Annotated in this window: 8 protein-coding genes, 1 other RNA gene and 1 pseudogene; 4 read left to right on the top strand and 6 right to left on the bottom strand. The window is 68.3% G+C overall.

Translation table 11 applies throughout. The annotated features are described in order from the left end of the window. Positions 1-12 precede the first annotated feature (12 nt). The gene (phoR, locus tag ACYVH8_RS05975; protein ID WP_460487968.1) at positions 13-1,374 is read left to right on the top strand and encodes a phosphate regulon sensor histidine kinase PhoR; all 1,362 of its coding nucleotides are present in this window, start codon (positions 13-15) and stop codon (positions 1,372-1,374) included. Positions 1,375-1,573: 199 nt separating this feature from the next. Here phoR and ACYVH8_RS05970 read toward each other — a convergent pair. From ACYVH8_RS05970 to trxA, 5 genes and pseudogenes are all read right to left on the bottom strand, one after another. After that, positions 1,574-2,910, bottom strand: a pseudogene (locus ACYVH8_RS05970) (MATE family efflux transporter). Positions 2,911-2,915: 5 nt separating this feature from the next. Further along, positions 2,916-4,637, bottom strand: coding sequence for a hypothetical protein (locus tag ACYVH8_RS05965; protein WP_460487967.1), 1,722 nt, complete (start codon positions 4,635-4,637; stop codon positions 2,916-2,918). A 96-nt stretch (positions 4,638-4,733) separates the two neighbouring features. After that, the gene (locus ACYVH8_RS05960; RefSeq protein ID WP_460487966.1) at positions 4,734-4,991 is read right to left on the bottom strand and encodes a type B 50S ribosomal protein L31; all 258 of its coding nucleotides are present in this window, start codon (positions 4,989-4,991) and stop codon (positions 4,734-4,736) included. 99 nt (positions 4,992-5,090) lie between these two features. After that, the gene (gene rho, locus ACYVH8_RS05955) at positions 5,091-6,353 is read right to left on the bottom strand and encodes a transcription termination factor Rho (RefSeq protein ID WP_460487965.1); all 1,263 of its coding nucleotides are present in this window, start codon (positions 6,351-6,353) and stop codon (positions 5,091-5,093) included. Positions 6,354-6,615: 262 nt separating this feature from the next. Then, complete coding sequence (gene trxA, locus ACYVH8_RS05950) at positions 6,616-6,948, bottom strand: thioredoxin TrxA (RefSeq protein WP_460487964.1); 333 nt, start codon at positions 6,946-6,948, stop codon at positions 6,616-6,618. Positions 6,949-7,051: 103 nt separating this feature from the next. On the opposite strand from trxA, the gene ACYVH8_RS05945 reads away from it, so the two are divergent. The 3 genes from ACYVH8_RS05945 to ACYVH8_RS05935 all read left to right on the top strand — a co-directional run bounded on the left by ACYVH8_RS05945 (position 7,052) and on the right by ACYVH8_RS05935 (position 14,247). Further along, the gene (locus ACYVH8_RS05945; protein ID WP_460487963.1) at positions 7,052-9,523 is read left to right on the top strand and encodes a PD-(D/E)XK nuclease family protein; all 2,472 of its coding nucleotides are present in this window, start codon (positions 7,052-7,054) and stop codon (positions 9,521-9,523) included. Further along, positions 9,520-12,750 (top strand): UvrD-helicase domain-containing protein, encoded by a 3,231-nt coding sequence (locus ACYVH8_RS05940; protein ID WP_460487962.1) that lies wholly within the window; start codon positions 9,520-9,522, stop codon positions 12,748-12,750. The genes ACYVH8_RS05945 and ACYVH8_RS05940 overlap by 4 nt, the downstream gene beginning before the upstream one ends. A gap of 162 nt (positions 12,751-12,912) precedes the next feature. Next, the gene (locus tag ACYVH8_RS05935) at positions 12,913-14,247 is read left to right on the top strand and encodes a TIGR03862 family flavoprotein (protein WP_460487961.1); all 1,335 of its coding nucleotides are present in this window, start codon (positions 12,913-12,915) and stop codon (positions 14,245-14,247) included. A gap of 20 nt (positions 14,248-14,267) precedes the next feature. Here the strand turns inward: ACYVH8_RS05935 and ffs are convergent. Beyond that, positions 14,268-14,364, bottom strand: an RNA gene (ffs, locus tag ACYVH8_RS05930) — signal recognition particle sRNA small type. Positions 14,365-14,444: the final 80 nt, after the last annotated feature.

Below are 14,444 nucleotides of genomic sequence, written 5' to 3'. Positions count from 1 at the left end.
GGTCGTCGTTTCATGCTGCTGCAACTCATTTTCTTTCTGCTGCTCCAGATCCTGGGGGCGCTGATCGGCATCTGGCTGGCGCCCGAAGCCCTGCAGATCCGGGGCGGACTGGCCGGCGTGCTTGCCACCGGTCTGCTCTGGGTGCTGGTCGATTTCACACGCGGTTTGCGGGTGCTGCATTGGCTGCGCAAGGGCGACGTCTCGGATGTACCGCTCAAGCTGGGCCTGTGGGGCGAGGTGGCCGAACGTGCGCGCCGGCTGGTGCGCCAGCGCGAGCATGAGACGCGCGACAGCGATCGCCGCCTGCAGAATTTTCTGGCGGCCCTGCAGGCTTCGCCCAACGGGGTGCTGCTGCTGGACGCGCAGGGACGCATCGAGTGGTTCAACCAGACGGCGGCCCAGCACTTTGGCCTGGAAACCGGTCGTGACCTGTTGCAGCACATGGTCAACCTGGTGCGCGATCCGGCTTTCACGGCCTATGTGTCCGGGGGGAACTACCAGGCCAGCGTGGTGATGCAGGGGCGTGCCCACAGCAGCGCCCATCCTTTACGCCTTTCGGTGCACCTGCACGATTACGGCGAGGGCCGGCGTCTGCTGCTCTCACGCGACGTCACCATGTTCGAGCAGGCCGAGGCCATGCGGCGCGACTTCGTGGCCAACGTCTCGCACGAGATCCGCACGCCCTTGACCGTGCTCTCGGGTTTTGTCGAGACCCTGCAGACCCTGCCGCTGGACGCCAGCGAGCGGGCCCGTTACCTGGACCTGATGGCGCAGCAGGCGGGCCGCATGCAGTCCCTGGTGAGTGATCTGCTGATGCTCTCACGCCTGGAAGGCAGCCCCCTGCCCGGGGCTGCCGAATGGTCGTCCCTGCCCGTGCTGATGGGCCAGGTGGAACAGGAGGCGCAAGTCCTGTCGGCGGTGCTGAACCCGCCCATGACCGGCCCGGCGCAGGCATTGGTGTTCGAGCCGGTGCCGGCCCGTGAACTGGCCGGCACGCCTTCGGAGCTGCACAGCGCGCTCTCCAACCTGGTCAGCAATGCCGTGCGCTACACGCCGGCCGGCGGCGTGGTGCGCTGCGGCTGCTTGCTGCTGGAGGACGGCCGCATGGAGTTCTACGTGCAGGACAGCGGCCCGGGCATCGCGCCCGAACACATCCCGCGTCTGACCGAACGTTTCTACCGGGTGGACCGCAGCCGTTCACGCGACACCGGGGGCACCGGCCTGGGCCTGGCCATCGTCAAGCACGTGGCGCAGCGCCACGGCGCAGAACTGCGCATCGACAGCACCCCCGGCAAGGGCTCGCGCTTTGCCATCGTCTTTCCTGCGAGTCGCGTGCGCCTGGCGGCTCAGCCCGCAGCAATGGCCGCGGTCTAAAAAGCCTGGCTTGGGTTGTCTCGTCGCGGGACGCCGTGGAGCCGGCTTTGCCGGGCCACTGGCGTCGCCCCCTTGAGGGGGGCTGAGACCTGCGGCTCCAAGCCTGCCTGCGCAGGCCTGGACAGGTCGAAGAGCCTAGGCCTATGGCCGGGGCCCCTCGGCGATGAGCGACACGCAGTGCGCGCAGCCTGGGGGTCCATTACTTACTGCGCCGCAGCACCTGCCAGATCATGAACCAGAAACTCAGGGCTGCGAGCGCCAGTGCCGCGGCACCGGCCATCCAGAAGGCCGCCGGGGTTTGCAGCGCCGGCCAAGGGCCGAACCCGCGATAGGCCAGCAGGAAACCGCCATACAGGCCCAGGCCCCAGAGCAGCACACCGTAGATCAGGAAGGGCGCCAGCGTGATGCGCCAGCAGCGCAGCACGAAGACCGCCAGGGCCTGCAGGCCGTCGAAGAGGTGGTAGATCGCGGTCCAGAACAGCAGGGGAACCGCCAGGGCCACCACCTCGGGGCTGCTGGCGTAGACCGCAGCCAGGGGAGCGCGCACGGCGATCAGTGTTGTGGCCAGCAGCACCGCGCTGCCCGCCACAAGGCCGAAGCCCACGCCCACGGCGTGGCGCGCACGCGCCGGCTGGCCCGCGCCCAGCCAGTAGCTGGTGCGCGCGCTGGTGGCGATGCCGATGGCCAGCGGCACCATGTAGAGCACGGCGGCCAGGTTGGCGGCGATCTGGTGACTGGCCGCCGCGGTGGTGCCCAGGCGGGCCACGAAGAGGGCCATCAGCGTGAAGGAGGTGACCTCGATCAGGATGGTCAGGCCGCTGGGCACGCCCAGGCGCGCAAAGGCGCCCAGCACGTGCCAGTCGGGCCGGCCGGGCCATTGCCACAGCCGATACGGCGCATACAGGGGCCGCGTGCGCAGCAGCCGCAGGGCCAGGGCCAGCATGGCCGCGTGCACGAACAGCGTGGCCCAGGCGCAGCCGGCTGCGCCCTGCGCCTGCAGGCCCAGGCCGCCGAAGGCGAACCAGACCGAGAGCGGCACCTTGACAAACAAGGAGCCCAGCTGCAGCCAGGTCACCAGCTGGGGCTTGCCCAGGCTCTGGTTGAGTGTGCCGTAGAGGCGGAACATCAGCGCCGCCGGCAGGGCCAGGGCCAGCACATCCAGGTAGGCCAGCACCTCGGTGCGCAGGGTGATGGGTACGTCAGCCCAGTCGAGCAGGAAACCCGGATTGAGCAGGATGGACAGGCCGACCAGCACCAGCGCCAGCCAGAGATAGAGCGCCTGCCGGAAGGCGTGTCCGAGCTGGGCGGGTTGGGCGGCCCCGTGCAGCTGGACCAGACCGGCAGCAGGGATTGCAGCACGCTCATGAGGCCGACGTACACGCTCATGTAGATGGCCGAGCCGACCGAGAGGGCGGCCAGTGATGCTTCGGCGTAACGACCGGCGACGATGGTGTCGGTCACGCCAAAGGCCATGGTGGCCAGCTGGCCCACCAGCACGGTGCCGGCATGGCGCGCGATGGTCTTGAACTCGGGCACGGGTGTCAGCGGACGGGTGTGGACGGTGCAGTCGCGATGCGGCGGTAGATGGCCAGGTCTTCTTCGCCTTCGCGCGGGTGGCCCAGCTCGCTGTGCGGCTGCCATTGCGTCGGGTTGAGGATCTCGGGGGTCTGCCGCACGATGTCCCGGTCGATGACCAGCCAGTCGCAGCGGGTGCTGTCGTTGGCTCTTTCCAGGCGCAGACGGGAGTGCAGCTGCAAGGCCGCCAGCTGGCTGCGCGAGAGGCCAAAGTGCGCCAGGCAGTGAGCCGGCTGCACGGTCGCTTCGATGCGCCGCACCAGCGGCAGGTAGCTGCGCGCGAAGTCCAGCGCCGGCATCCACAGCGTGGTCAGCAGCAACCAGCCCAGGGCGGCGCCACCGGCCGGCAGCACCATGCTCTTCCACAGCGCGGAACGGTTGCGGCCGATGCGCCACTTCACCAGCCAGCCCCAGGCGAGGGTGGCCAGGGTGGCGAAGATGAAGGGCAGGATGATGAAACGCGGCTCGAAGCCGGGCAGCAGACGTGCCACGTTGGCGGCCGGCTGCGGCGGCAGGCCGGTCAACATGGCGATCCACACCACCCAGATGACGATGGCGCAGCTGGTGAAGAAGAGCAGGGTGAACCAGTCGATCAGGGCCGAGACGCTGCGCCCCAGCGTGGGCAGGGCGAAGGCCGCCAGCGTGGCCAGGGCGGGCAGGGCCAGCAGCAGGGCGCGGTCGCCGGCCGGGGTGATAAGGGTGGCGCCCACGGTGATCAGCGTGTACCAGAGGGGCAGCGAGAGGTGGCGGCTGGGCCGGCGGTCGAAAAGCTGACGGCGCCAGCGCCACAGCGTCCAAAGCACCAGGGGCCAGGCCGGCCAGGTGAACCACAGCAGCAGGCTGCCCAGGCCGTGCCAGGCCTCCCAGCTGGGCGCGGGCAGGCCGATGCGCCAGCGCCAGAGCCCGAGCGCGCTGGCCAGCACGGCAACTCCGGCGATCAGGGCCAGCAGGCGTTTCAGGTCGCGCCGGTAGCGGCTGGTATTTTCCTGGGCCTGGCTGCGGTCCAGCACATGGGCCAGCAGCCCGCCGAGGGCCAGCAGCAAGGCCATGGAGGGGCCGCCCGAGAGCGTGAGGCCGGTAAGGCCGGCGATGGCCGAAAGGGTCGGTGTCCAGCGCCTGTAGGGCAGGGCGGCAAAGGCGTAGAAGCTCAGGGCCGTGAAGCAGAGCTGGGCCAGCGCGGGCGTGGTTTCATGCGAGAGCTGGGCCAGGCCCAGACAGGCGATGAAGGCCAGCATCCCGCCATCGGCCATGGCGCGCGCATAGTCATTGGGGCGGGCTTCACCGCCGAAGGCGAAAGCCACAGGCTGGGCACCCGGACTGCGTGCCAGGTAGTAGATGCCCTGCCAGACGGCGATCAGGGTCAGGGCCAGCAGGCCGATGAAGGGCAGGCGTGCGGCGAAGTCGGGCGCGATCCAGGAGGGGGCCAGTTGCAGGGCCCAGGCGCCCAGCCAGTAGGGCAGCAGGCCATCCACATCGGGCGGCTGCCCGAGCAGCGTGGGGACGAGCCAGCTGGCGCGGCCGGCGGCCAGCTCGGCCATGTAGCCGTAGGCGGTGATGTCGGCGCTGCGCCAGGGGCTGCGCCCGATGAAGCCGGGCAGCACATAGGCCAGGGCGAAAAGCCAGAGGGCCAGGTGCGGCAGTCGGCGCACGGCGCCCTGGGCAACGATGGCGGGGCTGGGCTGGTTCACGAGGGCGATGATGCCAGAGAGTGTGGTGCGGCTTCCAGAAAGGAAAAGGGCAGCGCGGCGTACCGGGCTGCCCTCGACTGGAAAACGGCGGCCGGATTACTTGGCGGCGGTCTTGCCGAAGCGGTTGCGGAATTTCTCCACGCGGCCGCCCATGTTGTCCACCGACTTCTGTGTGCCGGTGTAGAAGGGGTGCGATTCGCTCGTGGTGTCCAGCTTGACCCACGGCAGCTCGCGGCCGTCTTCCATCTTGATCATTTCCTTGGCGTTGGCGCAGGAACGGGTCACGAACTTGAAGCCGTTGGACATGTCCTGGAAGCACACGTCGCGGTAATTGGGGTGAATGCCTTCTTTCATGATTCTTCCTCTAGTTGCGGGAGCCGGCCTGGACCACCCAGACTACTTTCCGCGAAAACCGTAGATTATACAAGCAAATCAAGGACTTGCGCAATTTGATCAGCCCCCCCTGCGCATCATGTCGAAGAACTCGTTGTTGGTCTTGGTGGCGCGCATCTGCTTGAGCACCATTTCCATGGCCTCGATCTCGTCCATGTTGTAGAGGAACTGGCGCAGGATGCGGGTCTTCTGCAGGATTTCGGGCTGCAGCAGCAGCTCTTCGCGGCGGGTGCCGCTGCGGTTGAGCTGGATGGAGGGGAAGACGCGCTTCTCATACAGGCGGCGGTCCAGGTGGATTTCGGAGTTGCCGGTGCCCTTGAACTCCTCGAAGATCACCTCGTCCATGCGGCTGCCGGTGTCCACCAGGGCCGTGGCGATGATGGTCAGCGAGCCGCCTTCTTCCACGTTGCGGGCCGCGCCCAGGAAACGCTTGGGGCGTTGCAGGGCGTTGGCATCCACACCGCCGGTCAGCACCTTGCCCGAGGAGGGCACCACGTTGTTGTAGGCGCGGGCCAGGCGGGTGATGGAGTCCAGCAGGATCACCACGTCCTTTTTCAGTTCGACCAGGCGCTTGGCGCGCTCGATCACCATCTCGGCCACGTGCACGTGGCGGGCGGCCGGCTCGTCGAAGGTGGAGGCGATCACCTCGCCCTTGACGGTGCGCTGCATCTCGGTCACTTCTTCCGGACGCTCGTCGATCAGGAGCACCATCAGGTAGCTGTCGGGGTAGTTGGCGGCAATCGCATGGGCGATGTGCTGCATCATCACGGTCTTGCCGCTCTTGGGCTGCGCCACGATCAGGGCGCGCTGGCCCTTGCCGATGGGCGCAATGATGTCGATGACACGGCCGGTGATGTTTTCTTCGCCCTTGATGTCCTGTTCCAGCTTCATCTGGACCTTGGGGAACAGCGGCGTCAGGTTTTCGAACATCACCTTGTGCTTGTTCGTCTCGGGCGAGCCGCCGTTGACCTTCTCCAGCTTGTTCAGGGCAAAGTAGCGCTCGCCATCCTTGGGGGTGCGCACTTCGCCTTCGATCATGTCGCCGGTGTGCAGGTTGAAACGGCGCACCTGGCTGGGGGAGATGTAGATGTCGTCCGTGCTGGCCGTGTAGCTCGAGTCCGGGCTGCGCAGGAAGCCGAAACCGTCGGGCAGGATTTCCAGCACACCGTCGGCAAACACCTGTTCGCCGGTCTTGGCGCGCTTCTTGATGATGGCGAACATCAGCTCCTGCTTGCGCATGCGGCCGGTGTTCTCGATTTCGAGGGCCTCGGCCTGCTGGAGGATTTCAGATACGTGCAGTACCTTGAGTTCGTTTAAGTGCATGGATGGAGCCCCAGTGGGGTGTGGCTATATCGATCGGGGGGATGTGCGACTGAGCAGACGCCGGGGTCTTGCCAGCCGGGAACTCGAACCGGTTCAGGATGGAACCGGCGATTGCGGCTGATTATGACAGGAAAAAAGGCCGCCGCTGATATGGCCCCCACGCTGGTCACTGCGTGTACTGCGCTGCCCCCCGAGGGGGGGCGTTTTGCCTTGGGGCGGCCCGGCGGCAAAACTGAGGTGTGCCGCGGCGGTCGGGACGGTTTCAGGCCAGTTGCTGGTCGATGAAGGCCGTCAGCTGAGCCTTGCTCATGGCGCCCACCTTGGTGGCGGCGAGCTGGCCGCCCTTGAACAGCATGAGCGTGGGGATGCCGCGGATGCCGAACTTGGCCGGGATGTCGCGGTTCTCGTCCACGTTCATCTTGGCGACCTGCAGTTTGCCCTCGTAGGCGCCGGCCACTTCGTCGAGCACGGGGGCAATCATCTTGCAGGGGCCGCACCATTCGGCCCAGTAGTCCACCAGCACGGGCTGGTTGGCGTTGAGGACGTCGGTCTCGAAAGAGGCGTCGGAAACGTGCTTGATCAGGTCGCTGGCCATGAGGGCTCCTTGTTCGATGAGGCAATGCGGCTACAGTTGCGGCATTGTGACAGAAACCACGGATTTTCGTTGGCAGCAGGGGCTTGCCGGCATCGCGGCCCACATGCGCGCACGCGGCGCACACCCGGCCCGCACCGTGGTCCTGCTGCCCTATGCGCAGCTGATGCCGCAGGCCGCGCGCCTGTGGGCACAAACCCATCCCGACGGCTTCGCGCCGCGTTTCGAGACCACGCAGAACTGGTGCCGCAGCCTCGGTGGCTACAGCCCCGCAGCCACGGACCTGGGCGGAGACCCCGCCTTCGACGCGCTGACGGCGCGTGCCCTGCTCGAGCAGAGCGGTTTGCGCGAGCAGGCCGAGGTGGCCACGCCGCTGCTGCTGGACTCTGCGCGCGAGCTGGCGCCGCTGGCCGCGGCCGTGCCGCCCCAGCAGCGCGCCGCCTGGGGGCAAGGCGCGCACGCGGCGGCCCTGGCAGGGCTGGATGCGGGCGCGCTGGCCCTCGAAGCGCGTGTGGCCCAGGTGGCGGTGGCCTGGGCTGCCAATTCTTCCTATCCCAGCGATGTGCTTTTTTCATCGCCTGTGATCGAGTCCGTGGATTGCCTCGTCGTGGTTCCGGGCCTGCAGCCCGATCCCTTGCCGGCCGGTCTGCTGCCGGTCTGGGGGGAGCGCCTGTGCATCCTGGCATCACCTGCCAGCCAGATGGCGACGCCGTCCCTGGCCCTCCATGAGGCCGGGGACGCGCAGGACGAGGCGCTGCGCGCCGCGGCCTGTGTGTTGCGCCATCTCGAGGCCGGCCGTGCGCCCGTGGCCGTGGCCGTGATCGACCGTGCCCTCACACGCCGCCTGCGCGCCATGCTGGCCAGCCACGGCGTGCAGATGCGTGACGAGACGGGCTGGAAGCTCTCCACCAGCCGCGCCGGTGCACAGCTCATGGGCGCCTTGCGCGCCGCGGCCTGGAACGCGAGCAGCGACCTCGTGCTGGACTGGCTCAAGCATGCGCCGGCCTGCGATGCGCAGGCGCTGCGCGAGCTCGAAGCCGCGCTGCGTCGTCGGCCCCAGCGCGCCTGGCGCCATGTGCCGGACACGTTGGAGCAGCGCGCACCCTCGGCCCTGCCTGAACTGCTGCAGCGCATTGAAGCCTGGCGTGCGCCGCTGCAGGGCACGCGCACCCTGGCCCAGTGGCTGCCGGTCTTGCGTGAGCTGCTGCAGGCCACGGGGCAGTGGGCGCTGCTGCAGGACGATCTGGCGGGCGCCGATGTGCTGGCGGCGCTGCGGCTCGATGCAAGCGCCACCGTGCCCGCCGATGCGCCCTGGGCGCGCCGCCGCCTGAACCTCGCCGATTTCACACGCTGGGTGGACCAGGTGCTGGAGTCCGCGAGCTTCAAGCCCGAATATCCGGCGCAGGAGCAGGCGGTGCTCTTGCCGCTGGCGCAGATGCTGGGGCGTGAATTTGCGGCCGTGGTCTTGCCCGGCTGCGATGAGCAGCGGCTGCCGACGTCGCCCGACCCGGGTGGCTTGTGGACGGCGGCACAGCGCGCCGCGCTGGGCCTGCCCGCGCGCGCGGCGCTCGAGGCCGCCTTGCGCTCAGCATGGGCCGATGCCTTGTCGCGGCCCTCGGTGGACGTGCTCTGGCGGCGCAGCGACGAGGGTGGCGAGCCTCTGCTCGCGAGCCCGCTCGTGCAACTGGCGCAGGCCGATCAGGAGGCGGCTGTGCTGGCCGTGAACCCGTTGATGACACGCACGCTGAGCGCCGTGCCCGTGCATCAACCCGCACCGGCGGCTGCCGGTTTGGCCTTGAGCAGGATCTCGGCCAGCGCCTACCAGGACCTGCGCCACTGTCCTTACCGTTATTTCGCACTGCGTCAGCTCGGCCTGAAGGAGGCGGAGGAGATCGAGGGTGAACTCGACAAGCGCGACTTCGGCCTCTGGCTGCACGCCGTGCTGCAGCGCTTCCATGCCCAGCTGGACCAGCCCGGCGCGGACCGTGCGCAGCGCCGGAACTGGCTGGACACGGCAGCGACCGAAGAGGCACGGGCCCAGCGCCTGGCCGAAGACGAGTTCCTGCCTTTCCAGTCCGCCTGGCCCCGCATGCGCGAGGGTTATCTGGACTGGCTGGCCGGGCACGAGGCTGCAGGGTGGTCCTATGCCGATGGTGAACGCGATGCCGAACAGCCGCTGGGCACGCTCGCCCTGTTCGGCCGGCTGGACCGCATCGACCGTGGCAGCGATGGCGTGAGCCTGCTGATCGACTACAAGACCGAGCCCCAGCAGGTCACGCGCGATCGCATCCGCGAACCGCTGGAGGACACGCAGCTGGCTTTTTATGCGGCACTGCGGTCTGAGGACACCTTGCGCGCAGCCTATGTCAATGTGGGCGAACGCGACGGTTGCCGCACCTACGAGCAGGAGGACGTGGTGGCTGTGCGCGATGCCTTGATCGAAGGGCTGCTTGGTGAATTGGGGCGCATCGCTGAAGGCGCGGCCTTGCCGGCTCTGGGTGAAGGCAAGGTCTGCGAGACCTGTGCCGCGCGCGGGCTTTGTCGCAAGGATTTCTGGTGGGAGGGGTCGCGCCCATGAACCCGGCCTACGAACGCAACAACACCCCGGTCTCTCGCGAAGACTTCTACAAGATTGCCTGCGACCCCCAGCGCCACGTCGCCGTCGAAGCCTGTGCCGGGGCCGGCAAGACCTGGATGCTGGTCTCGCGCATCCTGCGGGCCCTGCTCGAAGGCGCGGCGCCGCAGGAGGTCCTGGCCATCACCTTCACCAAGAAGGCTGCGGGCGAGATGCGCCAGCGCCTGATGGAGTGGCTGCAAGAGTTCGCCCAGGCTTCTGATGAAAAGCTGGCGCAGGAGCTGCGCATCCGCGGCGTCGATGCCAGGCGCATCCCCGAGCTGATCTCACCGTTGCGCGGCCTGCATCGCCAACTGCTGAGCCAGGGCCGCACGGTGCAGATCCGCACCTTTCACAGCTGGTTCGCGGCCTTGCTGCGCCATGCGCCGCTGTCGGTGCTCGAGAAGCTGGGACTGCCGGCGGTCTACGATCTGCTGGAGCAGGATGCGCCGGCCATTGCCCAGCTCTGGCGTCCTTTCCAGGCCCGCTTGCTGCGCGAACCCGAGGCCCGGGCCGATTACGAGGCCCTGGTCGCCAGTCACGGCCGCAGCCAGACCGAGAAGGCGCTGGAGGGGGCCTTGCAGCGGCGGGTGGAGTTCATGCTGGCCGATGCGGCCGGGGTGCTGGCGGCATCGGTGCCGCCGTCGGCTGAGCTGTGCACCGAATTTGCCGGCCTGGGCACTCCGGCGCAATGGCTGCTGCAGGTGGCCGTGCGCGAACGCTGGCTGGCGCGTGCCAGGGTCCTGGGGCAGGAAAAAAACAAGACGCCGCAGAAGGCTGCGGCAGCGGTGATCGATGCCTATGCCTTGCTGGATGCCGCTGCGAGTCCGGGGCAGTTCGAAGAGGCACTGCAGACCCTGCGGGCCGGTTTCTTCGTCAAGGACGAAGACCGCCTGACGCAGCATCTGCTCAAGCTCACCGCGGCGCAGGAGGCCGACCCCGAACTGCAGCGCCTTTGCGCGGCCCAGCAGCAACACGAGGCCTGGCTTTACCAGCAGCGCCTGACACGGCTCTCCCGCGTGCTGCTCGACGAATATGCCGCGCTCAAGCGCGAGCGCGGCTGGGTGGACATGAGCGATGTGGAGCACGCGGCCCTGCATTTGCTCAAGGATGCGGAGCTCAGCGGCTGGATCCAGGAGCGGCTGGACGCCCGCACGCGCCACCTGCTGATTGACGAGTTCCAGGACACCAACCCCCTGCAATGGCAGGCCCTGCATGCCTGGCTGGCCGGTTACGCGGGCAGCGGTGGCGGCGCCGAGGCGCCCCGGCTCTTCATCGTGGGCGACCCCAAGCAGAGCATCTACCGCTTCCGCCGTGCCGAGCCCCAGGTCTTCAAGGCCGCGCAGGCTTTCGTGCGTGAACTGGGTGGCGAGCAGCTGAGCTGCGACCACACACGGCGCAACGCGCCCGCGGTGCTGGCCCTGGTCAACACCACGCTGGGCCAGGCGCGCGAGGCCGGCGAGTACGAGGACTTCCGCGCCCACAGCACCGAGTCCGACGAAGCCGGCGCCGTGCTGGCCCTGCCCGTGATTCCGCGGCCCGAGAAGGACAAGAAGGAGGCGGCCACCGAATGGCGCGACAGCCTCCTGACCCCGCGTCACACGCCCGAAGACACGCTGCGTGAACGCGAATGCCGCCAGGCGGCGCGCTGGATCGCGGCGCAGATCGAGGCCGGCGTGCAGCCGAAGGACATCATGGTGCTGGCGCGCAAGCGCGACCGCCTCAGCGCCATGGAGGCCGAGCTGCGCGCCCTGGGCATCCCGGCCCTGCAGCCCTTGAAAACCGATCTGGGCGAAGCACCCGAGGTGCAGGATCTGGTGGCCCTGCTCGATGCCCTGGTCTCGCCCGCGCATGACCTTTCGCTGGCCCGCGCGCTCAAGTCGCCCCTGTTCGGCCTGGGCGACGCGGCCCTGGTCGAGATCGCCCTGCGCCAGCGGGCGCAGCGTCGGCCCTGGTTCGACCTGCTGCAAGAGGCGGGCTGGTCCCCTGCGCTCGAAGGTGTGGGGCTGCAGCTGTCACGCTGGCAGCAGTGGGTGGCCAGTCTGCCGCCGCACGATGCGCTGCACGCCATTTTCGAGGACGGCGACGTGCTGGCCCGCTTTGTCGCCGCGGCCCCTGCGACGCTGCGCGCCGGGGTGCGTGCCAGCCTGCTGGCCCTGCTGAACGCAGCGCTGCAGATCGATGGCGGCCGTTACGCCACGCCCTATGCTTTCGTGCGTGCCTTGCGCGCGGGTGGGGTGCCGGCGCCCCAGATGGCGGCGCCACAGGCCGTGCAGTTGCTGACCGTGCACGGAGCCAAGGGCCTGGAGGCTGAACTGGTGCTGCTGCTCGACACCGATGCCCCCCCGCCGCCGGCCGAGACCATGGGCGTGCTGCTCGACTGGCCGGGGGAGGCCGAAGTGCCGCAGAGTTTTGTCTTCCTCGCCAGCGAAAGCAGGGTGCCGGCCAGCGCGCGCAGGGCGCTGGAGCGGGAAGAGCGCGAGCGTCAGCGTGAAGAGCTGAACGCCCTGTATGTCGCCCTGACGCGGGCCAGGCGGTGCCTGGTGCTTTCGTCCGTGGAACCGCATCGGGACAGCGGGCGCAGCTGGTGGCAGCGTCTCCTGCCGGGCTGCGCCGCTCTGGCCGTGGAGGACTTGTCCGCCGCGGGCGGGACAACGCATGCCGAAGAAGCTGTCATCAGCTTGCCGGTGTTGCCAGACCTGCGCTTCAAGGCCCCGCGTGTTGTGGTCGCCGAGGCCGAGGACAGTTCCGAGGCGCGCATCGGCTCGGCCATGCACCGCCTGCTCGAATGGTCTGTGCTCGATGCCCGGGATGTGGGCCCGCTGCAGGTGGACCGGGTCATGGCGGAATTCCTGCTCGATGCCGAACAGGCCCGACTGGCCGCCGCCATGGCGCGGCGCATCCTGCAAGGCGAGGGGGCCTGGGCCTGGCGCAGCAGTGAACTGACCTGGCAGGGCAATGAGGTGCCGGTCACGTTGCAGGGCAGCGTGCGCCGCATCGACCGCCTGGTGCAGCGCAAGGATGGGGCCTGGTGGGTGCTGGACTACAAATCGGCGGCGCAGCCGCAGGCCCAGGAAGAACTGAAGTCGCAGTTGCGCGGCTATCGCGCCGCAGTGCAGGCGGCCAGCCCGGGCGAGACGGTGCGCGCTGCCTTCCTGAGCGCGCAGGGAACGTTGGAAGAAATCGTATGACCAGGATGAAACACCCCCTGAGCCGCTACGCGTCTCCCCCCTCTCTCGCCTTCGGCGGGAGGGGGGCGGTGCCGATGGCCCGGCAAAGCCGGTTCCATGGCACCCTTGGGTTGCGCTGCTTCATGGCATGCGTGTCGCGCTCAGGCGCAGTGGACAACTGAGATGCAAAACAGAAAAGTGGCGGTGATCGGTGGCGGCCCGGCCGGCCTCATGGCGGCCGAGGTGCTGGTGAACGCCGGTGTGGCCGTGGACCTGCATGACGCCATGCCTTCGGTGGGCCGCAAGTTCCTGCTCGCCGGCAAGGGCGGCATGAACCTCACCCACTCTGAACCGGCCGACCGCTTTGCCGAGCGTTATGGTGCGCGGCGCATGCAGATCGAGGCGCTGCTGCGCGACTTCGGCGCGCCCGAACTGCGCGCCTGGGCCCAGGGCCTGGGCATCGAGACCTTTGTCGGCAGTTCCGGTCGCATCTTCCCGAAAGACATGAAGGCCGCGCCGCTGTTGCGTGCCTGGCTGCAGCGTCTGCGCCACCCGGCGCATGGTGGCCCGGGTGTGCAATTTCACATGCGGCACCGCTGGATCGGCTGGGCGGACGATGGCCGCACCTTGCGCTTCGAATCACTGGAAGGTGAAATACAAGTGCAGGCCGACGCCGTGGTGCTGGCCCTGGGGGGTGGCAGCTGGGCGCGCCTGGGCTCCAACGGTGCCTGGGTGCCCCTGCTGGCCGCGCGTGGTGTGGCGGTGGCGCCGCTGTTGCCGGCCAACTGTGGTTTTGACGTGGCGGTGCAGCGCAAGCTGCAATCCGATGGGCAAAACCAGCCCGTACAGGCCGTGCCAGCCCGGACGGGCTGGAGTGAATTCTTTGCGAGCCGCCATGCGGGCCAGCCTTTCAAGACCGTGGCTGTCTCCTTCAGCAATGCGCAAGGCCAGACCTTCCAGCGCAAGGGCGAGTTTGTCGCCACGACCACGGGCGTCGAGGGGAGTCTGGTTTATGCGGTCTCCAGCCTGCTGCGCGAGGAGATCATCCGCAGCGGTCACGCCACCATGACGCTGGACTTGTTGCCCGACGTACCGGCCGAGCGCGTTCTGGCCGAGGTGATGCACCCGCGCGGCTCGCGTTCGCTCTCCAGCCACCTCAAGAGCCGGCTGGGCATCGAGGGCATCAAGGCGGCCGCCCTGCACGAGCTGCTGGGCAAGGACGACATGCACGACAGCCACAAACTCGCCGCAGCCCTCAAGGCCCTGCCGCTGCCGCTGGTGGCGGCGCGTCCCATCGATGAAGCCATCAGCAGTGCCGGTGGCGTGCTGTTCGAGGCCTTGGATGCCGACCTGATGTGCGAGTCGCTGCCGGGTGTGTTCTGTGCCGGCGAGATGCTGGACTGGGAGGCGCCCACGGGCGGTTATCTGCTCACGGCCTGTTTTGCCAGCGGCAAGCGGGCCGGTGAGGGCGTCCTCCGCTTCCTGGAACGCGTGACAGCAAAGAAAAAGCCGCACTGAATGCGGCTTTTGAGATGTAAGGTGACAGACCTTGACCCCGGCACTGACTCCACAGTTAGGGCTGCTTGGTTCCCCACCTGACCCGGTTGGCCGCTTCACCATGCGGGAAGGCCTGTCGCTTTCTATTGTAAGGGCTGGGGCACGAACTTAAAGGCCGGCTGTCCAGAAAAATCGGCACGGCCCCCACGTAGAATCCA

Source organism: Curvibacter fontanus (assembly GCF_054780335.1).
Note: the sequence above shows the minus strand (reverse complement) of the source record. Positions and strands in the feature narration are given on the sequence as shown.

Bases quoted from the DNA above. Each gene is read 5' to 3' on its own strand.
- phoR (WP_460487968.1), top strand. From the start codon at position 13: ATGCTGCTGCAACTCATTTTCTTTCTGCTGCTCCAGATCCTGGGGGCG.
- ACYVH8_RS05935 (WP_460487961.1), top strand. From the start codon at position 12,913: ATGCAAAACAGAAAAGTGGCGGTGATCGGTGGCGGCCCGGCCGGCCTC.
- rho (WP_460487965.1), bottom strand. From the start codon at position 6,353: ATGCACTTAAACGAACTCAAGGTACTGCACGTATCTGAAATCCTCCAG.
- ACYVH8_RS05940 (WP_460487962.1), top strand. From the start codon at position 9,520: ATGAACCCGGCCTACGAACGCAACAACACCCCGGTCTCTCGCGAAGAC.
- ACYVH8_RS05945 (WP_460487963.1), top strand. From the start codon at position 7,052: ATGCGCGCACGCGGCGCACACCCGGCCCGCACCGTGGTCCTGCTGCCC.
- trxA (WP_460487964.1), bottom strand. From the start codon at position 6,948: ATGGCCAGCGACCTGATCAAGCACGTTTCCGACGCCTCTTTCGAGACC.
- ACYVH8_RS05960 (WP_460487966.1), bottom strand. From the start codon at position 4,991: ATGAAAGAAGGCATTCACCCCAATTACCGCGACGTGTGCTTCCAGGAC.